The organism is Streptomyces lasiicapitis (assembly GCF_014646335.1).
Classification (GTDB): Bacteria; Actinomycetota; Actinomycetes; order Streptomycetales; family Streptomycetaceae; genus Streptomyces; species Streptomyces lasiicapitis.
Genome location: NZ_BMNG01000009.1, coordinates 392,425 through 415,964, shown reverse-complemented (window position 1 = coordinate 415,964; position 23,540 = coordinate 392,425). Strand labels below are relative to the sequence as shown.

Sequence of the window (23,540 nt, the reverse complement as noted above, 5' to 3'; positions counted from 1 at the left end):
TGCTGTCAGTACACGATCGACACGATCCGGCAGGCGGCTCCGGCCAGTTCGCGGTCGCCCTCGACACGGGCACGGGCGAGCGCGGTGTCCGGCTGAATGCCCCGGGTGCACAGCCGCCAGGCGGTCTCCGCGTCCAGGGCGACGAGCGCGGCGGGACGTCCGGCGTCCGGCTCGGCGAGCGACCAGCAGTCCCCGGCGGCCGTCGCGGTCCAGGTGCCGCCGGCCGGACCGTCCACCCGCACCTGGATCTGCGTGCCGGTCGGCGCGGCGACGTCGCGCAGGGTGTGGGGCAGGGCCCGCATGAAGGTGTCAAGGACCACGGAGAGGATTCGCGGATCGGCGTCGGTGTCCTGGCCGACCGCGCGGCGGATCTGCTGGCGGTGGGTCCAGAACTCGGTGAAGTCACGGGCGCTGTCCAGCCACATCGGCGCGGGATCGACTCCGGCCCAGGACACGCCCAGGGAGGGGCAGTCGGGATCGGCGGCCTCAAAGAGCCGGGCGACCTGCCCGCCCACAAGGTCGAGGGTGTCGGTGAGCGCGGCCGGGCTCACCCGCGAGAAGGCGTCCAGCCATTCCTGGTTGATGCGGTGGATGAACGCCTCCAGCGTCTCCCCCGGAGCGAAGGCGGGCCCTTCCCGGTGCCCGTCGCGGTCCCGGGCGAGGCGCCCGTAGAAGTCGCCCAGGACGTGCGCGGCCAGATCCCGCACCGTCCAGCCCGGCACCGCCTCCTTGCCCCAGTCGGCGGGCGCCAGGCCGCGCAGGGTGGCCATCAGCGCGGCGTGCTCGGGCGCGAACAGAGGGCGGGCGTCGATCGGGGCACCGAGCCAGAGGTGGCTCGGCTCACCGGTGGGCCAGGAGTTCATGGCTCAAGCCTGCCGACCGAATGTCCCGATGGCCACCGGATATCCCCTTCCTGATGACCACCGACCGCCTCGAGAAAAGTCCAACCCCTTGGCCACTTCGGTCTCTTGCGTCCCGATCGCCCCGCCATCAGGGTGTCTTCCGCCCACAGATAGGCACCGCGATCACGGAGGTCCGATGCACGACGAGAACGCGACACCGGCACCCGAAGAGTCCACCGACCAGTCCACCGGTGGTAGCTCCCGGCGTACGGTCCTCCGCACGGCAGGCATAGCGGGTGCCGGCCTCGGCCTGGGCGCCTTCGGCACCGGCGCGGCCCACGCGGACGCCCCCGCCGAAGCCCCGGCGGTGGCGTCCGCGGCCGCCGACGCCGCCCAGGCCCCGGCCCCGGCCCCGGCCCGCAAGGGCAAGACCATGATCGGCGTCCCCTTCGAGGCCCGCTCCACGGTCCGCGTCGGCATCGTCGGCCTCGGCAACCGCGGCGGCAGCATGATCGACCTGTTCCTGGCCCTGCCCGGCGTACGCGTCGTCGCGCTGTGCGACCCGGTCAAGGACAAGACGGCGGCGGCCGCGAAGAAGGTGGTGGCCGCGGGCCAGCCCGCCCCCGCGACGTACACCAATGGCGACCACGACTACGAGAAGCTCTGCGAGCGCGGCGACGTCGACTTCGTGTACGTGGCGACGCCCTGGGACCTGCACTTCGACATGGCCAAGTCGGCGATGCTGAACGGCAAGCACGTCGGCGTGGAGTGTCCCGTCGCGATGCGCCTCGACGAACTGTGGGCGCTGGTCGACCTGTCCGAGCGCACCCGCAGACACTGTATCCAGCTGGAGAACTGCTGTTACGGCAAGAACGAGATGCGGGTCCTGCGGATGGCGCACGCGGGCAAGTTCGGTGACCTGCTGCACGGCGCGGGCGCGTACAACCACGACCTGCGCGGCCTGATGTTCGACCCCAAGTACTACGAGGGCCCGTGGCGCCGCCTGTGGCACACACGGCTGCGCGGCGACCTGTACCCCAACCACGGCTTCGGCCCCGTCGCCAACTACATGGACGTCAACCGCGGCGACCGCGTCACGCACATCTCCAGCTTCGGCACGCCCTCCCTCGGCCTCGCCGAGTACCGCAAGGCGCACATGCCGCCCGGCGACCCGAGCTGGAAGGAGACGTACATCGAGAGCGACCGCACCATCAGCCTCGTCCAGACCGCCAAGGGCCGCGTGATCCGCCTGGAGCACGACGTCTCCACGCCCCACCCCTACAGCCGCATCAACAGCCTCGGCGGCACCAAGGGCGTCTTCGAGGACTACCCGGAGCGCATCTACATCGAGCCCGACCACACGGACGACGAGTGGGGCGACTTCGGCAAGTACGCCGCCGAGTTCGACCACTGGCTGTGGAAGGAGCACGCCAACCCGCCCGGCGGGCACGGCGGCATGGACTACATCATGGTGTTCCGCCTGATGCAGTGCGTACGTCTCGGTCTCGTGCCGGACTTCGACGTGTACGACGCGGCGACCTGGACGGCACCGGTGCCGCTGAGCCACGCCTCGATCAAGGCGAAGGGCGCGCCGCAGGCGATCCCGGACTTCACCCGGGGTCTGTGGAAGAAGGCGCGTCCCGGGATGGACTCGGAGAAGCCCAAGGAGTCCTGAACGCACAGGGAGTCCTGAACGCATGACGCACGGGGAGCGGTCCGGCCGCCGGGCCGCTCCCTCAGAACTCGGGCCGCTCCCTCAGGACTTCAGGGCCTCCTTGTCCCCCATCACGACGACCGGGTGCTGCTTCGGGTCGAGCGTGCGCAGCAGGTAACGCATGCCGGACTTCGACAGGCTCACGCAGCCGGACGTGCCGCTTCCGTGGTCCATGTGCAGCCAGATGCTGCCGCCCTTGGACTGCCCTTGGGGGCGTGTCGGGTCGTTGGGCGGGGTTCCCTTGACGCGGTTGTAGTCGATGGCGATGACGTGGTCGAAGTCGTGCCAGTGCGTCTTGGGCCAGTAGTGCGGGGCCTGGAAGGCGGCGGACTTCGTGTACGGGAGTCCGGTGCCCCGGGCTGGGTCGGGGTCGGCGAGGACACCGCCCGCGTCGCTGAGGGTGAACACGCCGACGGGGCTGCGCTTGTCGTTCTCGCGGTGGTTCGGCGTCCAGCCCTTCTTGCCGTTGTGGGCGGGCCAGCTGCGGGTCTTCTTCCAGGTGGCGGCGGACTTCGTGGCGGCGGACTTCGTATAGAGAACGACCGTCGCGTCCGCCGAGTTCCTGCCCTCTCCGTAGACCGCCACGACCTGGCGGGAGTTCTTCGGGATGCGTGACTGGAGGCGGTCGCCGACGTCCGGGATGCGCTTGAGGTCCTCGGCGGCGCGGGCGTCCGTACGGCCTGCCTTCCGGGCGCCGCCGCCGTCCCCCGTGTCCCCGTCGTCGTCGCCCGATCCGCCGCAGGACGTCAGAAGGACGGAGCTGACCACTGCCGCGGCCGCGACTCGCACCACACCGGCTATTCGCATGCGCTCCATCGTCGCACCGGGCGCTTCCGCACCCGGACACGGACCGCGCGCGGCGCCGCGGAATGGCCGACTCTTTGCCCGGCCACGGAAAATCGTTTGCTTCGGGCCACGCAACGAGGCGAACCTTTCACGGTTTGTTACCTCCGGGCGCTTGGACATCATGCAGATTCGCGATCTTCCGTACGCAGACCCGGGCGAGCCCGACACCCGCTCGGGTCCCCGCTTCCTGCTCTGGCTCGGCCGCAACCAGCTCGGCGGCCAGCTCAAGGCGCTCGGCTGGGGGCTGCTTCACTTCCTCGGCATCGCGGCGCTGCCGTACACCGTCGGGTTCGCCGTGCAGGCCGTCGTCGACCGCTCGGGCACACGGCTCGCCGCCGCGGGCGGTGTGATCCTGCTGGCCGGGATCGCCGTCGCGGTCGGTGACACCATGCTGCACCGCACCGCGGTCACCAACTGGATCACGGCGGCGGCCCGCACCCAGCAGTTGCTCGCCCGCAAGACCGCGGTGCTCGGCGCCGCGCTCACCAGGCGGGTCGCCGCGGGCGAGGTCGTGGCCGTGTCCACGGGCGACGTCGAGAAGATCGGCTGGTTCGTGGAGGCCCTGTCGCGGTTCGCCGCCGCCGCGCTGACCGTGGTCGCGGTCTGCGTGGGCCTGCTCGTGTACCAGCCCTCGCTCGGCATCGTCGTCGCCATCGGCATTCCGCTCCTCGCGGTCGCCGTCCTGCCGCTTCTGCCACGTGCCACCCGGCGCGCCGACGTCCAGCGCGAGAAGGCCGGGCGCGCCACCGAGCTGGCCTCCGACACCGTCGCGGGACTGCGGGTGCTGCGCGGCATCGGCGGCGAGGAGCTGTTCCTGGACCGCTACCGGCGCGCCTCGCAGGAGGTGCGGGCGGCGGCCGTGCGCAGCGCGCGCATGTGGGCGGTCATCTCGGCCATTCAGGTCCTGCTGCCGGGGCTGCTCCTGGTGGCGCTCGTCTGGCACGGCGTGCACCTGGCCCAGGACGGCCGCATCACGGTGGGCGAACTGGTCACCGTGTACAGCGCGGTGATGCTGCTCAACTACCCGCTGCGGCACTTCGAGGAGATCGCGATGGCGTACTCGTTCTCGCGGCCTTCGGCGAAGCGGGCGGCGCGGGTGCTTGCGCTGGAGCGGACGGAGAGTGCGCAGGACGCGCAGGATGCTGTGCAGAAGGCACGGGGTGGTGCGCAGGAGGCGCGGGATGGTGCGCACGAGCCGCAAGGTGGTGCGCAGCAGGCGCGAGGTGGGGCTCATGAGGTGCCCTCCGGCGACCTCCTCGACCCCGCCACCGGCCTGCTCGCCCCCGCCGGACGCCTCACCGCCGTCGTGTGCGGCGACCCCGACGTGGCCGGGAGGCTCGCGGAACGGCTCGGCGGGCACCCGGCATTCGAGGAGGCGGCGGAGCTGCCGTCGGTGCGGCTCGGCGGCGTACCGCTGGACGAGGTCCCCCTGGACACGGCCCGCACCGCCGTCCTCGTACAGGACAAGGACCCGGTCCTGCTGTCCGGAACGCTGCGCGCGCTCCTGGACGTACCGTCGTCAGGAGCCGTGAGCGCACGGCAGGCCTTGGCCGCCGCGCAGTGCTCCGACGTGCTCGACGCCCTCCTTCAGGGCTCGGTCGCGGACGACCCTATGGACGCCCGCCTCACCGAGCGCGGCCGTTCCCTGTCCGGCGGCCAGCGCCAGCGTCTCGCGCTCGCCAGGTCGCTGGTCACCGACCCGGAGGCCCTGGTGCTCGACGAGCCGACGTCCGCCGTCGACTCGCACACCGAGGCACGCATCGCGGACGGTCTGCGCGAGCTGCGCGCCGGCCGCACGACCGTGGTCCTCAGCTCGTCGCCCCTGCTCCTGGACCGCGCCGACCGCGTCGTGTTCCTGCACGACGGCGAGGTCGCCGCGGTCGGCGAACACCGCAAGCTGATCGTGAGCGAGCCGCGGTACCGGGCCGTGGTGACGCGCGAGACGGACGACGAGGTGGCCGCGGCGTCGGCCACGGAGGCAGCCGTGGACGAGCGTGACGGCGGCCCGCGCAAAGTGAACGTACCGGACATCGAAACCGGCATCGACATCGACATCGAGGAGTCCGCATGATCGGCCTGGCGCCGCCGGAGTACGACCCGGCGGCCCCGACCACCGCCGAGACGCTGCCCGTCGGGGCGTCCGCGACCGTACGCGCCTACGTACGCGAGCTGTTCCGGCGCCACCGGCGCGCCTTCCTGCTGCTCATCGCCGTGAACACGCTCGCCGTGACCGCCTCCATGGTGGGCCCGTACCTCCTCGGCGACGTCGTCGAGGGCGTCTCCGACAAGTCCCGTGAGCTTCATCTGGAGCGCACCGTCGGCCTGTTCGCGCTCGCGCTGCTGGTGCAGACGTTCTTCGTACGTCAGGTGCGGCTGCGCGGGGCGATCCTCGGCGAGCGCATGCTGGCGGACCTGCGCGAGGACTTCCTGGTGCGCTCGGTGGGCCTGCCGCCGGGCGTACTGGAGCGCGCGGGCACCGGTGACCTGCTGTCCCGTATCACCACGGACATCGACCGGCTCGCCAACGCGATGCGGGAGGCCGTGCCGCAGCTCGCCATCGGCGTGGTGTGGGTGGGCCTGCTGGTGGGCGGCCTCGCCGTGACCGCGCCGCCGCTCGCCCCTGCGCTGCTGTTCGCCGTGCCCGTGCTGGTCGTCGGCTGCCGCTGGTACTTCAAGCGGGCGCCGTCCGCGTACCGTTCGGAGGCCGCCGGGTACGCGGCCGTCGCCGCCGCCCTCGCCGAGACCGTCGACGCGGGCCGGACCGTGGAGGCGCACCGGCTCGGCGCGCGCCGCGTCGAGCAGTCCGAGCGGCGCATCAAGGAGTGGACGGCCTGGGAGCGCTACACGCTCTACCTGCGCTCTGTCCTCTTCCCCGTCATCAACGCCACCCACATCATCGTGCTCTGCTCGGTCCTCATGATCGGCGGCGTCTTCGTGCTGCAGGGGTGGATCGGGGTGGGTCAGCTCACGACGGGCGCGCTCATCGCGCAGATGCTCGTCGACCCGCTGAACATCATTCTGCGCTGGTACGACGAGATGCAGGTCGCGCATGTGTCGCTGGCCCGGCTCGTCGGCGTGCGCGACATCGAGCCGGACGCGGGCGACGCCTCCGTGCGGCCGGAGGGGCGCGCCGTCCTCGCGGACGACGTGCACTTCGGCTACCGCGCGGGCGTCGACGTGCTGCGCGAGGTGTCCCTGGCGGTCGAGCCCGGGTCGCGGGTCGCGCTCGTCGGTCCTTCCGGCGCGGGCAAGTCGACGCTGGGCAGGCTGCTCGCCGGGATCTACGGGCCGCGCACCGGCCGCGTGACGCTGGGCGGCGCCGAGCTGACGCGGATGCCCGCGGAGGACGTCCGCGCCCATGTGGCGCTCGTCAACCAGGAGCACCACGTCTTCGTGGGGTCGCTCCGCGACAACCTGCTGCTCGCGCGGACCGGGGCGAGCGACGCCGAGCTGTGGGCGGCTCTCGGCGCGGTCGACGCGGACGCCTGGGCGCGCGGCCTCGACGACGGGCTCGACACGGAGGTCGGCTCGGGCGGCTTCGGCCTCACCCCCGCGCAGGCGCAGCAGATCGCGCTGGCCCGGCTCGTCCTGGCCGACCCGCACACGCTGGTCCTGGACGAGGCGACCTCGCTCCTCGACCCGCGCGCGGCGCGCCACCTGGAGCGCTCCCTGGCCCGCGTACTCGACGGCCGCACGGTCGTGGCCATCGCCCACCGTCTGCACACCGCCCACGACGCGGACGTCATCGCCGTGGTCGAGAACGGGCGCATCAGCGAACTCGGCAGCCATGACGAGCTGGTGCGGGCGGACGGGGCCTATGCGGCGTTGTGGAGGTCTTGGCACGGGTGAGGTGGCCGCGGGCGGCGGGGGTTGTGGGACGGCGGGGCCCAGTCCCGCGCACGGCGGGCGGTCAGGGACGCCGCGCGCCGTGGCCTCGACGCTCCGGCGCCCCTCACCCCGGCGCACGGGCCGGCCGCAGGCAGGATGGCCGTCATGGACATCCGGCAGCTGGAGTACTTCCTCGCGATCGTCGATCACGGAGGCTTCAACCGGGCGGCGAACGCCCTGTACGTCTCGCAGCCCGCGCTCTCCCAGGCCGTGCGGGCGCTGGAGCGGGACCTGGGCGGCAGCCTGTTCCACCGGATCGGCCGCCGCGCGGTGCTCACCGAAGCCGGGACGGCGCTGATCGAACCGGCCCGCGCCGCCGTGCGTGGCCTGGAGACGGCCCGCGCCAGCGTCGCGGCCGTGCACGAGCTGCGCGAGGGCCGGCTCGACATCGCCGCGATGCCCTCCCAGGCGGTCGAGCCGCTGACCACGATGGTCCGCGCGTTCAGCGGCCCGTACCCGGGTGTGTCGGTGAGCGTCCGGGCCGCCTTCACCTCCCGTGACGTGGTCGACATGGTGCGCACCGGCGCCGCCGAGCTGGGCCTTCTCGCCACGTCGGGGCCGCTTCCCGACAAGGAAGTGGTGTCACATGCCGCCGGGGAGCAGCGCTTCGTGCTCGTCACGCCGCCCGAAGGACCGTTTCCGGCCGGGCAGTCGATCGCCTGTGAGGCGCTGGCCGGGCAGCGGCTGATCGTCGGGCAGCGCGGTACGGGAATGCGCGCGTACGTCGACGGCCTGCGCGAACGCGGCATCGACATCACCGTCGCGGCGGAGACCGAGCACCGGGTGGCGATCCTCCCCCTGGTCCTCGCCGGCGTCGGGCTCGCCGTGGTCACCGAGTCCTGGCGCACCATGGCCGAGCGGGCCGGGGCGCTGGTCCTGGACATCGAGCCGAAGACGACGCTGCGGATCGCACTGGTCAGCCGCCGCACGGGGCTGTCTCCCGCGGCCCGCACGTTCGTGACGTACGCGTTGGAGGCGGTCAAGAACTAGGGAAGCCCGCCCTTGGGCCGCTGGTAACCCGGCAGGTGGGCCACTGATAACCCGGCCTTATATGCCAGATCGGCAGAGCGACTTGGACGGTCCGCCGGCCTGATTGCTGCAATCGGCGCATGACCCGCCATCACCCCATGACCGGCCACCCCGTCGCGATGACCCGCCACCGCATCGCCCTCATCCCCGGCGACGGCATCGGCGCCGAAGTCCTGCCGCCCGCCCAGCAGGTCCTTGACGCCGTCGGCGCCCGCCACGGCATCGACTTCTCGTACACGTCGTACGACTGGTCCTGCGAGCGGTACGTCCGTGAGGGCGCGATGATGCCCGCCGACGGCCTCGATCAGCTCCGCGACAAGGACGCGATCCTGCTCGGCGCCGTGGGATACCCGGGCGTGCCCGACCATGTCTCCCTGTGGGGGCTGCTGATCCCGATCCGGCGCGGCTTCCGCCAGTACGTCAACCTGCGGCCGATCCGCGTCTTCGAGGGCGTCGACAGCCCGCTGCGCGGTGCCGCCGCAGGTGCCGTGGACTTCGTCGTCGTACGCGAGAACGTGGAGGGCGAGTACAGCGAGATCGGCGGCCGGCTGAACCGGGGGACCCCCGAGGAACTGGCCGTCCAGGAAGCGGTCTTCACGCGTGCCGGGGTGACCCGGGTCCTCGATTTCGCCTTCGAGCTGGCCGCGCGGCGCGGCGGGACGCTCACCTCGGCCACCAAGTCCAACGGCATCGTGCACACCATGCCGTTCTGGGACGAACTCGTCGCCGAGCGTGCCGCCGCCCACCCTCAAGTCGACTGGAACCAGGAGCACATCGACGCGCTGGCGGCGAAGTTCGTACTCGACCCGGCCCGCTTCGACGTGGTCGTCGCCTCGAACCTGTTCGGCGACATCCTCAGCGACCTCGCCGCCGCCGTCGCCGGATCCATCGGCATCGCCCCGGCCGCCAACCTCAACCCCGAGCGCGACTTCCCCTCGATGTTCGAGCCCGTCCACGGCTCCGCGCCCGACATCGCAGGCCGGGGCGTCGCCAACCCGCTCGGCGCGATCTGGTCGGCCGCCATGATGCTCGACCACCTCGGGCATCCCGAGGCGGCCAAGGACGTCACCGACGCGATCGCCGCGGTGCTGGCCAAGACGGATGTCCTTACGCCCGATCTCGGTGGCGGTGCGACGACCGCCGAGTTCACCGACAAGCTCCTCGACCTGCTCTGACCGCCTCGGCACCGCTCCCACCGCTCCGACGCCGCACTCACCCGCTCCAACGTCCCGGCTGCGTTCCGCGTTCCACGTTCCTCAACGAGGAGAGACGAGGAGAACCACCATGGCAGCGCCCACGTCCCCCAGCCCTCCCCCCGACTCTTCGCCCTCCCCCGCTCCCGCCCCTGATCGCCCGCCGCCCAAACCCTGGTACCGACAGCTCTACTTCTGGGTCCTGACCGCGATCGTCTGCGGCATCCTGACCGGCTGGCTCTGGCCGGACGTCGGTGTGGGCCTGGAGCCGGTGGGCACCACATTCGTGTCCGCCATCAAGATGCTGATCACGCCGATCGTCTTCCTGACCATCGTGGGCGGGATCGGCGGAGTCGACAGCCTGCGCCGCGTCGGCAGGGTCGGCCTGAAGTCCCTCGTGTGCTTCCAGGCGGGCACCTTGGTGGCCCTGGCTCTCGGCCTGCTCGCCGTGAACCTGTTCCGGCCCGGCGCCGGAGTCCACGCCGACCCCGGCGAACTGCGCCTCGCCGGAGACGCCGCCCAGTACGTCAAGGACGGCGAGGGCCAGAGCTGGTGGCACTTCCTGACCGACGTGGTGCCCTCCAGCGCCGTGGGCGCCTTCGCCGAGGGCAACATCCTCCAGGTCATCTTCTTCTCGGTGCTGTTCGGCATCGCGCTGAAGGCCGTGGGACCGCCCGGAGTCCCGATCGTCGACGGGATCAACCGGCTGAGCACCGTAGTGTTCAAGATCCTTCACTACGTCATGCTGGCCGCGCCCGTCGGCGCCTTCGGGGCGATGGCCTTCACCATCGGCAAGTACGGCATCTCCACCCTGACCAGCCTCGGCCGCCTCATCGGCCTGTTCTACGGCACGTCGCTCTTCTTCGTCGTCGTGGTCCTCGGCACCGCCCTGGCCCTCCTGCGGATCAGCATCTTCCGGCTGCTGCACTACCTGCGCGAGGAGTTCCTCATCGTCCTCGGCACGTCCTCCTCCGAGAGCGTGCTGCCGCGCCTGATGACCAAGCTCACGGGCCTCGGCGTACGCCGCGACATCGTCGGCCTGACGGTGCCGACCGGCTACTCCTTCAACCTCGACGGCAGTTCCATCTACCTCTCCCTGGCGGCCGTCTACATAGCCCAGGCCACGGACACCCCACTGTCCCTCGGGCAGCAACTAGGCCTGCTGGCAGTCATGATCCTGACCTCCAAGGGCTCGGGCGGCGTCACGGGCGCCGGATTCATCGCCCTGGCCGCGACGCTCTCCAGCGTCGGCACCGTACCCGCGGCCGGCATCATGCTGATCTTCGGCATCGACAAGTTCATGTCCGAGTGCCGCGCCCTCACCAACCTCGCCGGCAACAGCGTCGCCACCCTCCTGGTGACCCGCTGGGAAGGGGTCCTGGACACCGCCCGCGTCAACCGGGTCCTGCGCACCGGAATCCCCGAACCACCGGCAGACGACCCGGAACCAGAGGCGGCCCCACTCCCAGAGCACGACACCGGGTCGACACCGGCGCTGGCGAAGACCTGACTCCAGGCTTCGGGCGTCAGGCGTCAGGCGTCGGCCCGGGCCATGGCGCGTGAGCACGCCATGGCCCGGGCTCATGTGTCGGAGTGTCGTCGAGGCTCCGCCTCAGACCGGATCCGGCCAGACGAAGCCACCGACAGGTCCAACGCTGCCCGACCGTCCAGCAGGGCCAGGCAGAAGCTCAAGTGGGTGCTGGACCGCGACCGAGTTGGCGCGCCGTGCCGGGGTGGCCGTCTAAGTCAGGTCCAGGTCGGCGTGCACCAGGTGGTGGTCCGAGTACTGGCTGGGATGCACGCCTTGGTTGAGCGGGGCGATGTCCCGCAGGAAGACGTAGTCAAACTTGCTGTCCCAGTCGGTGGTTGTCTCGCAGGTGCCGGTTCCGGTGCCTGTCCCGGTGGGCGAGGGCTGGCACTGGGGGTCCGCGTCCGCGGCCTGGGCCCACATGTCGGTGAGTTCGGGGGCGTCCGACACGGCGTTGAAGTCGCCGAGAACGATCGCGCGGTCGTGTCGGGCCACCTCTTTGGCGAGTACGCCGACCTGGTCCGCTCGGACTTCTTCCTGACGCCGTTGGGCGAGGTGCGTGTTGAAGACCCGCACGGACTGGCCGCCCACCTTGGTGGTGACGGCCATGTACCCACGGTCTTCGGACCCGCCGTTGGAATATTCCACATTCACGCGGTCCGTCATCGGCGCCGCCGAGAGGATCGCCTGACCGAAGCCCCCGGGGCTCCACGGCCATCCCCCGCAGCGGCTCCGATTCCGAAGAACCGACCCGTACTCGACGTGGTAGACCAGCCCGTAAAGGCTCTCCAGGTAATCCCGAATCTTCTCGACGTCACGCACGCACGCTTCCTGCATGCCGACGACCTGGGGCGCATACGTGGCGATCTCCGCTGCCCGGCCACCGTTGTTCTCGTCGCAGGGGTTGCAGATGTTCCACGTCATGACCCGGTTCGGTACGACGTCCCTCACGGCGGCGGCGGGCAGTGACCTGCCGAAGAGGTCCCCGCTCGGCGTACTGGGGCCGACGAGCACCATGCAGGCCACGGCCATCCCGCCCGCGAGCAACCGCGTACCTCCGAGCACGGCCGCCTCCTCAGATCCTCAGAATGGATACACATGGCACGTCTGACGTCTCCATGCACGAGGTTATGGGACGGGACGGTCAGCAACACATGCGGTGTGCCGGATTTCGCTATGTTGCGCGCGGTATCTCCCCGCGTATGAACCCCGCCCGCCCCATCCCGGCGTGCAGCCAGGCCGCCGTGCCGCCGCGCGCGGACGATAGTTAGGGTGCACCAATGGCTGCACTACGCACGGACCTTGGCGGCACAGACCTTGCCGCCCCCGGCCGACGCGGGCCCGCGCGCTACCTGTGGTGGCTGGTCGTCAGCCAGCGCCAACGGATCGCGGGCGGAGCCCTGTTGGGCAGCCTCTGGATGATCGGCCTCGCCGTGCCGCCGTACGTCCTGTCGCGCGCCATCGACGATGGCCTGCGCCCCGGCGACTTCGGGCAGCTCGCCGTCTGGACCGCGGTCTTGGGAGCCGTCGGGATCCTCAACGCCTGGCTCGCCGTGATGCGCCACCGCACGATGAGCAGGGTCCGGCTCGACGCGTACGTCCGCACGGTACGCCTTGTCGTCGACCACACCACACGCCTCGGCGCCACACTGCCCCGCCGGTTGTCCGCCGGGGAGGTCGTCGCGATCGGCCACTCCGACGTCGGCATCCTCAGCCAGACCCTCACCGTCATGGGCCCCGGCATCGGCGGGGTGCTCTCCTACCTGGTGGTCGCCGCGCTCCTGTTGTCCGTCTCCGTCCTCCTCGCCGTGATCGTCCTGCTCGGTGTCCCCCTGCTCGCCCTTGCCATCGGCCCGTTGCTCGGCCGCCTCACGGGTGCGGAGGGCGCCTACCGTGACCAGCAAGGACGGCTCGCCGCCGTCTTCGGTGACCTCTCGGGCGGGCTGCGCGTCCTCAACGGCCTCGGCGGCAAGGAGGTCTTCGCCGCGCGCTACCGGGACGGCTCCCGTCGGCTGCGCGACGAGGGCTACCGTGTCGGCGCCGCCCTGAGCTGGATCCAGGCCCTCGCCCTCGGCCTGCCCACCCTGTTCCTCGCCGCCGTGACCTGGCTGTCCGCCCGCATGGCCGCCCAAGGAGACCTCACCGTCGGCGAGTTGGTGGCCGTCTACGGCTACGTCGCCGTACTCGTCGTCCCCGTCAACGCCCTCATCGAGGGCGGCTACGACATCAGCCGCGGCCTGGTCGCCGCCCGCCGCGTCGTCGGCTTCCTGGACCTGGAACCCGAGACCTCCGACACCGAACTCACCTCCCACTCCGTGCCCACCTCCAACCCCTCGCCCGCCCCCGGCGAACCATCCGTCCTCCGCGACCCCACCTCCGGCGTAGAGGTGGCACCCGGAACACTCACCGCCCTGGTCAGCGCCCACCCCGCCGACAGCACCGCCATCATCGACCGCCTCGGCCGCTTCGCCCCGACCGACGCCACCTGGGGATCGACCCGCCTCGACTCCATACCCTTGCCAGACGTCCGCGCCCGCATCCTCGTCGCGGACAACGAGGCGCACTTGTTCTCCGGGACGTTGCGCGAGGTGATCGCGGGTCGGGGGGCGAAACAGCCGGGGCCCCAGGACGACGGCTCGGGTCGAGAGACATGCGCTGGGCAGCGGGGGGACGACGCCGGGGCGCCGAGGCCTGACGGCGGAACCGCCGAACCCACCTGGCCTGGCGCCCACACAGCCGCGCCCGCAGAACTTGGCACCCACATCGAACGGCCCGCCTCACCCGACGCCGACATCACGGAGTCAGGGCACCCACGAACCGACCACCACCGAGACGCCTCCCTCGCCCCCGCCATCGACGCCGCCCTGGCCCGAGACATCGTCCAGGCCCTCCCCCACGGCCTCGACTCGGCGCTCACCCCCGAGGGCCGCAACCTCTCCGGCGGCCAGCGCCAACGCATCCGTCTGGCCCGCGCACTGCACGCCGACCCCGAAGTCCTCCTCGCCCCGGAACCCACCTCCGCCGTCGACGCCCACACCGAGGCGACCATCGCCACCCGCCTGCGCACCGCCCGCGCAGGCCGCACGACCGTCGTCACCACCACCTCCCCACTCCTCCTGGACCAGGCGGACACCGTCCACTACCTAGTCGACGGCAAGGTCCACGCGACCGGCACCCACCCCCAGCTCCTCGCCACCCAGCCCGGCTACCGCCGCCTCGTCACCCGTGGCGCAGACGACTCCCCGACGCCCCCTCCGTCCCCCGGCACCGCACCCTCCGAGTCCGCTCCGGTCCCGTCCACCTCCACGCCCCGGCAGGCCACCCGATGACCCCGCACCAGGCGCCCCCGCCAAGCCGACCCGGTCCTCCGCCCACCCTCGCCGACGGCACCGACGGCACCGACACCGACGCACCCGACCCCACCGGCCAACTCCCCGTCGCCACTCCGACCCAAGTGCGGCGGGCCGCGTTCCGACTCGTCCGGCTGGACGCCCGCACCTTTGCCGCCATGCTCGTCCTCAACGCCCTCGCCGCTGCCGCCGGGCTCCTCGGCCCCTGGCTCGTGGGCCGCATCATCGACACGGTCAAGGACGGGGGCGGCGTCGCGACCGTCGACCGCCTCGCGCTCGCCATCGTGGCCGGCGCCCTCGCCCAGCTCGCCCTCGCGCGATACGCCCGTCACCTCGGCCACCGCTTCGGCGAACGCACCATGGCCCGCCTGCGCGAACAGTTCGTCGACCGTGCCCTCGCCCTGCCGACCTCCGTCGTGGAGCACGCGGGCACGGGCGACCTGACCGCCAGGGGCACCACGGACGTCGCGGCCACCGGCGAGACACTGCGCGACACCGGGCCCGACGTGTTCGTCGCGGCCGTCCAGGCACTGTTCATCCTCGGCGCCGTCCTCGTACTGGACCCGCTGCTCGGCCTGTGCGGCGTGCTCGGCCTCACCGGTGTCTGGTTCGCCGTCCGCTGGTACCTGCGCCGGGCCCGCACCGCCTACCTCGACCAGGGCGCGGCCCATTCGGAGCTCGCCGACGTCCTCGCCGCCACGGCGTCCGGCGCCCGTACGGTCGAGGCCTTCCGACTGCGGCCGCGGCGCATCGAGGCGAGCGAAGCGGCGATCGCGTCCTGCGTCGCGACCCGGGAGCGGACCCTGTTCCTGCGCAGCGTCCTCTTCCCCGCCATCGACATCTCGTACGTGGTTCCCGTGGCCGCCGTCCTGCTCGTCGGCGGAGTCCTCCTGGACCACGGCGCGGTGAGTCTCGGCACGGTGATCGCCTGCGCCCTGTACATGCGGCAGCTCTCCCAGCCCCTGGACACGATTCTGCAGCGGGTCGAGGAGCTGCAGAGCAGCGGCGCGTCCTTCGCCCGCATCGAGGGCCTGGCCGAGGCCCCGCGCGGCCGGACGACCGCGCCCGCCACCGAACCGGCCGACGACCGCATCGACATGACCGGCGTCCACTTCGCCTACCCCGGCGGCCGCGACGTGCTGCGCGGCGTCGACCTGTCCGTACGCCCTGGCGAACGCCTCGCCGTCGTCGGCCCCTCCGGCGCGGGCAAGACCACGCTCAGCCGTCTCCTCGCCGGGATCGACGCGCCCCAGACCGGCTCCGTGACCGTCGGCGGCGTACCCATGGCAGGCCTCACACCCGAGCGGCTGCGCACCCAGGTCGTCCTCGTCACCCAGGAGCACCACGTCTTCATCGGCACCCTGCGCGACAACCTCCTCATCGCCGCCCAGTCCGCCACCGACACCGACCTGCACACCGCTCTGACCGCGGTCGGCGCCCACTGGGCCACCGACCTGGCTGACCTGCCAGATGGCCTGGACACCGCCCTCGGCCCCGGCGGGCAGCAGCTCCACGGCGCACGGGCCCAGCAGCTCGCTCTCGCCCGCGTCGTCCTCGCCGACCCGCACACGGTGATCCTGGACGAGGCCACCGCGCTCCTGGACCCCACGACCGCCCGCGACACCGAGCGTGCCCTGGCCGCGGTCCTCTCGGGCCGTACCGTCATCGCCGTCGCGCACCGTCTGCACACCGCTCACGACGCGGACCGGGTCGCGGTCATGGAGGACGGGCGTGTCACGGAGCTCGGCACCCACGACGCACTCGTGGCTGCGGATGGCGCCTACGCCGCGCTGTGGCACTCCTGGCACGGCGAGCACCCAGCCGGCTCCCCGCCCGCACCGCGCCTCCCGGAGGACTCCGCGACCTCGGCCACCCCGGACAGCGCCTGAGTCACCCCCGCCCGTCCACCACGACCGGACTCGCCATCCCCGCAGCCAGCCGCTGCACCGCCTCAGATGACGTTGAGCGCGACCACGCCGCCTGCTCCCCCGAGGAGCATGAACACCGGCATCAGCACCTTCAGCTCGATCCAGCTCCCGGCGCGGAACCGCAACATCCGCGGCGGACCGATCGGGTACCAGCGCCTGCGGCCGATCGGGATGGGCCACAGGATCGGGCAGCCGGAGACGGTCAGCGCGTCCCCGATGTCGTGCACCAGCGCCCCGAGCACCACCGGCAGACCCAGCCACAGGTACTCCTGGCCCGGCGCCGTGAACAGCCAGTCCGAACCGTTGCCCGGCTTGTCCAGCACACCCGCCATGATCCACGCGCTGGTCGCCGCGAGGAGCCACACCAGCACATCGCTGCTCGACCCGCGGGCGGCCCGCCACAACAAGCCTTCGATGGCGAGCACCATGTGCACGAACAGCAGCGCGAGCACCGCCCACCGGCCACCGGCGACCGCAAGCACCGAGGAGCCCACGCCGATCATGACCGCCCAGACCCAGGTGTGCGTGAGCGTGCGGTGTCCGCCGGAGCGGCGCGGGTCGCCCGGCTTGCGGGTCGAGCGGTAGACCGCGTACGACAGCTTGTCGACGATCTCGCACAGGCCGCGCGAGATGGGCCCGAAGGCGCGCGAGATGGTCGCCGACTTGTGGTCCAGGTCCGGCGCGAGTGCGGCCCCGGCGCAGATCAGCGCCCCTACGAGGAGGACCGGCCAGGGCATCGAGTGCCCCGCGGCCGCCGCGGCGGCGCCGACGCCCAACCAGGCCGCCGCCCCCGACAGTGAGTGTGCCGGTCCCATCATTGCTGTTGCCCGCCCCATTTCCGTTGACCTGACGCCCCGTTGGCGGAACAGCGTAGCGTTCGTGATCTTCGTGCGTTCGTCCGGTTCCCTGATCCGGCGGGAAGGCAGGCAAGATGGGGGTGTGACCCTTATCGATCAGTTGCCGCCGGATGCCGACCCCGATGCCCTCTTCGAAGCCTTCTCGTCGTGGGCCGAGGACCAGGGGATCACTCTCTATCCGGCCCAGGAGGAGGCGCTGATCGAGGTGGTCTCCGGGGCAAATGTGATCTTGTCGACGCCCACCGGCTCCGGCAAGAGCCTGGTCGCGGCCGGCGCGCACTTCACCGCCCTCGCCCAGGACAAGGTCACCTTCTACACGGCTCCGATCAAGGCGCTGGTGTCGGAGAAGTTCTTCGACCTCTGCAAGCTCTTCGGCACCGAGAACGTCGGCATGCTGACCGGCGACGCCTCCGTGAACGCCGACGCCCCGGTGATCTGCTGCACCGCCGAGGTCCTCGCCTCCATCGCGCTGCGCGACGGCAAGGACGCCGACATCGGCCAGGTCGTGATGGACGAGTTCCACTTCTACGCGGAGCCGGACCGCGGCTGGGCCTGGCAGATTCCGCTGCTTGAACTGCCGCAGGCGCAGTTCGTCCTCATGTCCGCCACGCTCGGCGACGTCTCGATGTTCGAGAAGGACCTCACCCGCCGCACCGGCCGCCCCACGTCGGTCGTCCGCTCCGCGACCCGCCCCGTGCCGCTCTCGTACGAGTACCGCCTGACTCCCATCACGGAGACGCTCACCGAGCTCCTGGAGACCAAGCAGGCGCCGGTCTACATCGTGCACTTCACGCAGGCGCAGGCCGTGGAGCGGGCGCAGTCGCTGATGAGCATCAACATGTGCACGCGCGCCGAGAAGGACCAGATCGCCGAGCTGATCGGCAACTTCCGCTTCACCACCAAGTTCGGCCGCAACCTCTCGCGCTACGTCCGGCACGGCATCGGCGTGCACCACGCCGGCATGCTGCCCAAGTACCGCCGCCTCGTGGAGAAGCTCGCCCAGGCCGGTCTCCTCAAGGTCATCTGCGGCACGGACACCCTCGGCGTCGGCGTGAACGTGCCCATCCGCACGGTGCTCTTCACCGCCCTCACCAAGTACGACGGCAGTCGTGTGCGCACCCTGCGCGCGCGGGAGTTCCACCAGATCGCCGGCCGCGCCGGGCGCGCCGGCTTCGACACGGCGGGCTTCGTCGTCGCGCAGGCGCCCGAGCACGTCATCGAGAACGAGAAGGCGCTCGCCAAGGCTGGCGACGACGCGAAGAAGCGCCGCAAGGTGGTGCGCAAGAAGGCTCCCGAGGGCTTCGTGGGCTGGAGCGAGACCACCTTCGACAAGCTCATCACCTCCGATCCCGAGCCGCTCACGTCGCGGTTCCGCGTCACCCACACCATGCTGCTCTCGGTGATCGCGCGGCCCGGCAACGCCTTCGAGGCCATGCGCCGCCTCCTGGAGGACAACCACGAGCCGCGCAAGCAGCAGCTCCGCCACATCCGCCGCGCCATCGCCATCTACCGCTCCCTGCTCGCCGGAGGCGTCGTCGAGAAGCTCGACGAGCCGGACGCCACCGGCCGCATCGTGCGCCTGACGGTCGACCTCCAGCAGGACTTCGCGCTCAACCAGCCGCTGTCGACCTTCGCCCTCGCCGCGTTCGAACTCCTCGACCCCGATTCGCCCCCGTACGCCCTCGACATGGTCTCCGTCGTCGAGTCCACCCTCGACGACCCCCGCCAGATCCTCGCCGCCCAGCAGAACAAGGCGCGCGGCGAGGCGGTGGCGCTGATGAAGGCCGACGGCGTCGAGTACGAGGACCGGATGGAGCGCCTTCAGGACATCACGTACCCGAAGCCTCTGGAGGAGCTCCTCTTCCACGCCTACGACACCTACCGCACCAGTCACCCGTGGGTCGGCGACCACCCGCTGTCCCCGAAGTCCGTGATCCGCGACATGTACGAACGGGCGCTGTCCTTCACCGAGTTCACCTCGTTCTACGAGCTCGCCCGCACCGAGGGCATCGTCCTGCGCTACCTCGCGGGCGCGTACAAGGCGCTGGAGCACACCATCCCGGACGACCTGAAGTCCGAGGACCTGGAGGATCTGATCGCCTGGCTCGGCGAGATGGTCCGCCAGGTCGACTCCAGCCTCCTGGACGAGTGGGAGCAGCTCGCCAACCCCGAGGTCATGACGGCCGAGGAGGCCCAGGAGAAGGCCGACCAGGTGAAGCCGGTGACGGCCAACGCCCGCGCCTTCCGCGTCCTCGTCCGCAACGCGCTCTTCCGCCGCGTCGAGCTCGCCGCCCTCGACCACGTCGAGGAGCTGGGCGAGCTGGACGGTGACTCCGGCTGGGACGCGGACGCCTGGGGCGCTGCCATGGACAAATACTGGGACGAGTACGAGGACCTCGGCACCGGTCCCGACGCGCGCGGTCCCAAGCTGCTGCGCATCGAGGAGGACGCGGAGCACGGTCTCTGGCGCGTCCGCCAGACGTTCGCCGACCCGAACGGCGACCATGACTGGGGCATCAGCGCGGAGGTCGACCTCGCGGCCTCCGACGAGGAGGGCCGCGCCGTCGTCCGCGTCACGGACGTCGGGCAGCTCTGAGCGCCCGCAGCCCCTGGACAGGAGTCGAAGAACCGTCATGAACAATCCCGCCGACCGCCTGGTCGATCTGCTGGACCTGGAACAGATCGAGGTCAACATCTTCCGCGGCCGCAGCCCGCAGGAGTCCCTCCAGCGCGTCTTCGGCGGGCAGGTCGCCGGACAGGCGCTGGTCGCGGCAGGGCGCACCACCGAGGGCGACCGGCCGGTGCATTCGCTGCACGCGTACTTCCTGCGCCCCGGCCGGCCGGGGGTGCCCATCGTGTACCAGGTGGAGCGGGTGCGCGACGGCCGTTCCTTCACCACGCGCCGTGTCACGGCGATCCAGCAGGGTCGCACCATCTTCAATCTCACCGCTTCCTTCCATCAGCCCGAACAGGGCGCCTTCGAGCACCAGCTGCCGCCCCGCATCGAGGCACCCGCCCCGGAGTCGCTGCCGACGGTCGCCGAGGAGATCAAGGAGCACCTGGGCGCGCTCCCTGAGCAGTGGGAGCGGATGGCACGGCGGCAGCCCTTCGACATCCGCTACGTGGACCGGCTGCGCTGGACCGCCGAGGAGATCAAGGACGCCGAGCCGCGCAGCGCGGTGTGGATGCGCGCCGTCGGCCCACTGGGCGACGACCCGCTGGTGCACACCTGCGCGCTCACGTACGCCAGCGACATGACCCTCCTCGACGCCGTCCGCATCCCCGTGGAGCCGCTGTGGGGCCCGCGCGGCTTCGACATGGCCTCGCTCGACCACGCCATGTGGTTCCACCGCCCCTTCCGCGCCGACGAGTGGTTCCTGTACGACCAGGAGTCACCGATCGCGACGGGGGGCCGCGGCCTGGCGCGGGGCCGCATCTACGACATCGAGGGCCGGCTCCTCGTCTCGGTCGTCCAGGAGGGACTCTTCCGTCCGCACACACCCCGGCACGTGGGCACGCCGACTCCGGACTCCTGAGCCGCGGGGCGCGTCCCGGGCCGGTGGGGCGGGCGGAAGGTTCGGTCGACGGGACATGAGAGCCTCCAGGTGTGCAGGACGGCGGTCTGCCTCAACAGGCGGTCCGCCCAGGTGACTTGCAAGGGGCTCCCCCACGGAGGGGGACGCCGAGGGGACGGGAGCGCGACATGAGCACCAGCGGCGGCGGATCGGACGAAGGCGGCACCACGGCACCGGGCATGAGCGCCGGCGTGGGCGCGGGTGACGACCGGGACCAGGTGCTCGCCGAGGCCGTACGACTCCGCGAGAGCGGCAGCCGTGAGGAGGCGCGCGCACTCCTGGTCCCCCTCAGCGAGCGCTTCCCCGACGATGCCGAAGTGGCGTACCAGACCGCGTGGGTGCACGACACGCTCGGTCTCGAAGCCGAGGCCCTGCCGTACTACCTGCGCGCGATCCAGCGGGCCGACGGCGCGGGCGGTCTGTCGGACGACGACCGACGCGGAGCGCTCCTCGGCCTCGGCAGTACCTACCGCGTCCTCGGCCGGTACGAGGAGGCCGTGACCGCCCTGCGCGAGGCCTCGGAGGAGTATCCGGATGACGGAGCCCTCAAGACCTTCCTGGCCATGGCGCTGTACAACACGGGCCATGCCCACGAAGCGATGGGGACCCTGCTGCGGCTCCTTGCCGCGACGAGCCGGGACCCGGACATCGCCGGCTACCGCCCCGCCATCGAGTACTACGCCAAGGATCTCGACGAGACGGTCTAGCTACTTCCGCCTGCGGCGCAGCCACTTGAACAGTCCTCGTGGCTCGTCGCGCCGCTCGGCCGTCGCAGGGGCGGCGTGCGGGGCGGGCCACGGCAGCGGATCCAGCGGCGGGTGCGGACGGGGTGTGGCCACGATGGGCGGGCGGCCCGGCCGGGGTGCGGGCCGCAGCCGCCGGGCCTCCTCCAGGGCGAGGGTCAGGTTCGCCCGCAGCCAGCTCAACTCGTCCGGGTCGTCCGCGGTCGTGATGCGTCCGACGATGAGCGTCGTGGGTGACTCGGGCGGGGCGTGCGTCAACGGCTCGGGCTTGAGGCGGTTCAGATAGGCGCGTTCGTAGGGGTCCCTGACCACCTCCGCGAGTTGGACGGGGTCGAGCAGCGACGCGCCTGCGGCGGCACGCTCCCACGGGTCCTCCGACTGGCGCAGCAGGAACCCCGCGTGCCGGCCCCGCCAGTTGCGCGCCCGCAGGTCCACGCCGTCTCCAAGGCGGTCACGGAGCACCTGCGGTGCGCGGCCGGTGAGAAGGGCGGTGTTGGCCTCGATCGCCGCGAACTGCCGTAGTTCTTCGGCGAGATAGAGCCAGACGATCGCCCTGTAACGGTTCAGATAGAACTTCACGGGCGTCAGGAAGCCGGCGCGGGCGAGGCGCGTGAACCTCGCAGGTGTGATGTCCATGAGGGCGGCGCCCTCCGCGGTTCCCACCGCCTTGATGCGCTCCCGCAAGGACTCCGGGAATCCCGGCGCCTCCCGCACTCGATCGAGCTCCTCGCGCCTGACGCGCCGCCGACCGCCCGACGGATCTGACACGGTGCGGATCCGGCCCAGCATCACGGCCAGGTCGAACTCCCCCCGTTTCAGCCCCAGTTCACGCATGGCGCGACTGCACGCAACCGTGGGCGGCGGCCCGGCCGACGAAGCCGGCGGACGACTCGATGGGGCGGATGGCCCAAGGCCGAATGCGGATCCGGATGCGAATCGGGATGCGGACGCGGGCTGCGCGATGGTCTGTGTCTCGCCGGTCATGGCGGTTCTCCCCCGTGCGTGGTCATTGCTCGTGGAAAAACCGTAGCCCGGCCGCACCCGATCCCGCTCGGCCTGTGGATAACTCTGGCTGCTTAGCCGTTCTCACAGGTCAGAGGTCTACGACCGGTGTCCGATCCGGATGACGCGCGCCCACGCCGAGGTGTTCGCCGACGCGGTTCACCAGCAGCGTCATCTCGTACGCGACCTGGCCGATGTCGGCCTGCGCCGAGCTCAGGACACACAGACAACTGCCGTCGCCCGCCGCCGTCACGAACAGGACGGCGTCATCGAACTCGATCATGGTCTGCCGGACGGCGCCCGCGTGGAAATGGCGGCCGGACCCCTTCGCCAGGCTGTGCAGCCCGGACGACACCGCCGCCAGATGCTCGGCGTCCTCACGCTGGAGTTCCGAGCTCGCCCCCGTCACAAGTCCGTCGTTGGACAGCACCAGCGCGTGCTGTACATGCTCCACTCGCTTCGTCAGGTCGTCGAGCAACCAGCCGAGCCCCGTGTTCTGCGCCATGGTCCCTTCCCCCGTACCTCGCTCCCCCTGGCTGGAGGATCTGACCTGCCAGCCTTCCCCACCTCCGGCGTCCCGGCAAGCATGATGGGGACATGGCACAGAAGATGACCGATGAACAATGGCGGGCCTTCGTCTCGCACGGCACCCGCACCGCAAAGCTCTCGACCGTCCGGGCGGACGGCAGCCCGCACGTGGCGCCGATCTGGTTCGTCCTGGACGGGGACGACCTGGTGTTCAACACCGGGAAGGACACCGTCAAGGGGCGCAATCTGGCGCGCGACGGGCGCGTGGCGCTGTGCGTGGACGACGACCGGCCGCCGTTCGCCTTCGTCGTCCTGCAGGGCCGCGCCGAACTGATCGAGGACCTTGACCAGTTGCGGCACTGGGCGGCCCGCATCGGTGGCCGGTACATGGGTGAGGACCGGGCCGAGGAGTTCGGCGCGCGCAACGGCGTGCCCGGTGAGCTGCTGGTCCGGGTCAGGATCGGCAAGGTGCTGGCGCACGACGCGGTCGCCGACTGAGACTCCGCGCGCCGCCGGA

General features: G+C 71.4%; 18 protein-coding genes. 12 read left to right on the top strand and 6 right to left on the bottom strand.

The window, feature by feature from the left end:
* Positions 1-5 precede the first annotated feature (5 nt).
* The gene (locus tag IEY91_RS21730) at positions 6-863 is read right to left on the bottom strand and encodes a maleylpyruvate isomerase family mycothiol-dependent enzyme (RefSeq protein WP_189175297.1); all 858 of its coding nucleotides are present in this window, start codon (positions 861-863) and stop codon (positions 6-8) included.
* A 175-nt stretch (positions 864-1,038) separates the two neighbouring features.
* Between IEY91_RS21730 and IEY91_RS21725 the strand changes: the two genes are divergently transcribed.
* Positions 1,039-2,517, top strand: a complete 1,479-nt coding sequence (locus IEY91_RS21725) for a Gfo/Idh/MocA family protein (protein ID WP_189175296.1) — start codon at positions 1,039-1,041, stop codon at positions 2,515-2,517.
* Positions 2,518-2,598: 81 nt separating this feature from the next.
* On the opposite strand, the gene IEY91_RS21720 is transcribed toward IEY91_RS21725, so the two are convergent.
* The gene (locus IEY91_RS21720; protein WP_189175295.1) at positions 2,599-3,363 is read right to left on the bottom strand and encodes a L,D-transpeptidase family protein; all 765 of its coding nucleotides are present in this window, start codon (positions 3,361-3,363) and stop codon (positions 2,599-2,601) included.
* Between the two features lie 160 nt (positions 3,364-3,523).
* Between IEY91_RS21720 and IEY91_RS21715 the strand changes: the two genes are divergently transcribed.
* The 5 genes from IEY91_RS21715 (at position 3,524) to dctA (ending at position 11,022) form a co-directional block, all read left to right on the top strand.
* Positions 3,524-5,473, top strand: coding sequence for an ABC transporter transmembrane domain-containing protein (locus IEY91_RS21715; RefSeq protein WP_189175339.1), 1,950 nt, complete (start codon positions 3,524-3,526; stop codon positions 5,471-5,473).
* The gene (locus tag IEY91_RS21710) at positions 5,470-7,251 is read left to right on the top strand and encodes an ABC transporter ATP-binding protein (protein WP_164317521.1); all 1,782 of its coding nucleotides are present in this window, start codon (positions 5,470-5,472) and stop codon (positions 7,249-7,251) included. Before IEY91_RS21715 ends, IEY91_RS21710 begins: the two co-directional genes overlap by 4 nt.
* Positions 7,252-7,395: 144 nt before the next feature.
* On the top strand, positions 7,396-8,280 hold the full coding sequence (locus tag IEY91_RS21705; protein ID WP_189175294.1) for a LysR family transcriptional regulator: 885 nt from the start codon (positions 7,396-7,398) through the stop codon (positions 8,278-8,280).
* A gap of 158 nt (positions 8,281-8,438) precedes the next feature.
* Positions 8,439-9,494: a tartrate dehydrogenase gene (locus tag IEY91_RS21700; RefSeq protein ID WP_189175338.1), complete on the top strand. Its 1,056-nt coding sequence runs from the start codon at positions 8,439-8,441 to the stop codon at positions 9,492-9,494.
* Positions 9,495-9,603: 109 nt separating this feature from the next.
* The gene (gene dctA, locus IEY91_RS21695) at positions 9,604-11,022 is read left to right on the top strand and encodes a C4-dicarboxylate transporter DctA (RefSeq protein WP_229697133.1); all 1,419 of its coding nucleotides are present in this window, start codon (positions 9,604-9,606) and stop codon (positions 11,020-11,022) included.
* 231 nt (positions 11,023-11,253) lie between these two features.
* Here the strand turns inward: dctA and IEY91_RS21690 are convergent, their stop codons facing one another.
* Complete coding sequence (locus IEY91_RS21690; RefSeq protein WP_189175336.1) at positions 11,254-12,072, bottom strand: endonuclease/exonuclease/phosphatase family protein; 819 nt, start codon at positions 12,070-12,072, stop codon at positions 11,254-11,256.
* A 248-nt stretch (positions 12,073-12,320) separates the two neighbouring features.
* On the opposite strand from IEY91_RS21690, the gene IEY91_RS21685 reads away from it, so the two are divergent.
* Positions 12,321-14,369: an ABC transporter transmembrane domain-containing protein gene (locus tag IEY91_RS21685; protein ID WP_189175293.1), complete on the top strand. Its 2,049-nt coding sequence runs from the start codon at positions 12,321-12,323 to the stop codon at positions 14,367-14,369.
* Complete coding sequence (locus IEY91_RS21680; RefSeq protein WP_189175292.1) at positions 14,366-16,279, top strand: ABC transporter ATP-binding protein; 1,914 nt, start codon at positions 14,366-14,368, stop codon at positions 16,277-16,279. Before IEY91_RS21685 ends, IEY91_RS21680 begins: the two co-directional genes overlap by 4 nt.
* Positions 16,280-16,341: 62 nt before the next feature.
* Here IEY91_RS21680 and IEY91_RS21675 read toward each other — a convergent pair whose 3' ends face one another.
* Positions 16,342-17,136: a metal-dependent hydrolase gene (locus IEY91_RS21675; protein WP_189175291.1), complete on the bottom strand. Its 795-nt coding sequence runs from the start codon at positions 17,134-17,136 to the stop codon at positions 16,342-16,344.
* A gap of 61 nt (positions 17,137-17,197) precedes the next feature.
* Between IEY91_RS21675 and IEY91_RS21670 the strand changes: the two genes are divergently transcribed.
* The 3 genes from IEY91_RS21670 to IEY91_RS21660 all read left to right on the top strand — a co-directional run bounded on the left by IEY91_RS21670 (position 17,198) and on the right by IEY91_RS21660 (position 21,457).
* Positions 17,198-19,771 carry a DEAD/DEAH box helicase gene (locus IEY91_RS21670; RefSeq protein ID WP_189175290.1) on the top strand — a complete coding sequence of 858 codons (2,574 nt, stop codon included), beginning with the start codon at positions 17,198-17,200 and terminating at the stop codon, positions 19,769-19,771.
* Between the two features lie 37 nt (positions 19,772-19,808).
* The gene (locus tag IEY91_RS21665; RefSeq protein WP_164317531.1) at positions 19,809-20,711 is read left to right on the top strand and encodes an acyl-CoA thioesterase; all 903 of its coding nucleotides are present in this window, start codon (positions 19,809-19,811) and stop codon (positions 20,709-20,711) included.
* 218 nt (positions 20,712-20,929) lie between these two features.
* A complete protein-coding gene (locus tag IEY91_RS21660) occupies positions 20,930-21,457 on the top strand; it encodes a tetratricopeptide repeat protein (protein ID WP_229697144.1) in 528 nt (175 codons plus the stop codon).
* Here IEY91_RS21660 and IEY91_RS21655 read toward each other — a convergent pair whose 3' ends face one another.
* Both IEY91_RS21655 and IEY91_RS21650 read right to left on the bottom strand, forming a co-directional pair.
* The gene (locus IEY91_RS21655; protein ID WP_189175288.1) at positions 21,458-22,327 is read right to left on the bottom strand and encodes a DUF6397 family protein; all 870 of its coding nucleotides are present in this window, start codon (positions 22,325-22,327) and stop codon (positions 21,458-21,460) included.
* A 259-nt stretch (positions 22,328-22,586) separates the two neighbouring features.
* Positions 22,587-23,000, bottom strand: a complete 414-nt coding sequence (locus tag IEY91_RS21650; protein ID WP_164317535.1) for a roadblock/LC7 domain-containing protein — start codon at positions 22,998-23,000, stop codon at positions 22,587-22,589.
* A 92-nt stretch (positions 23,001-23,092) separates the two neighbouring features.
* Between IEY91_RS21650 and IEY91_RS21645 the strand changes: the two genes are divergently transcribed.
* On the top strand, positions 23,093-23,521 hold the full coding sequence (locus IEY91_RS21645) for a PPOX class F420-dependent oxidoreductase (protein WP_164317537.1): 429 nt from the start codon (positions 23,093-23,095) through the stop codon (positions 23,519-23,521).
* The last annotated feature ends 19 nt before the right edge of the window (positions 23,522-23,540 follow it).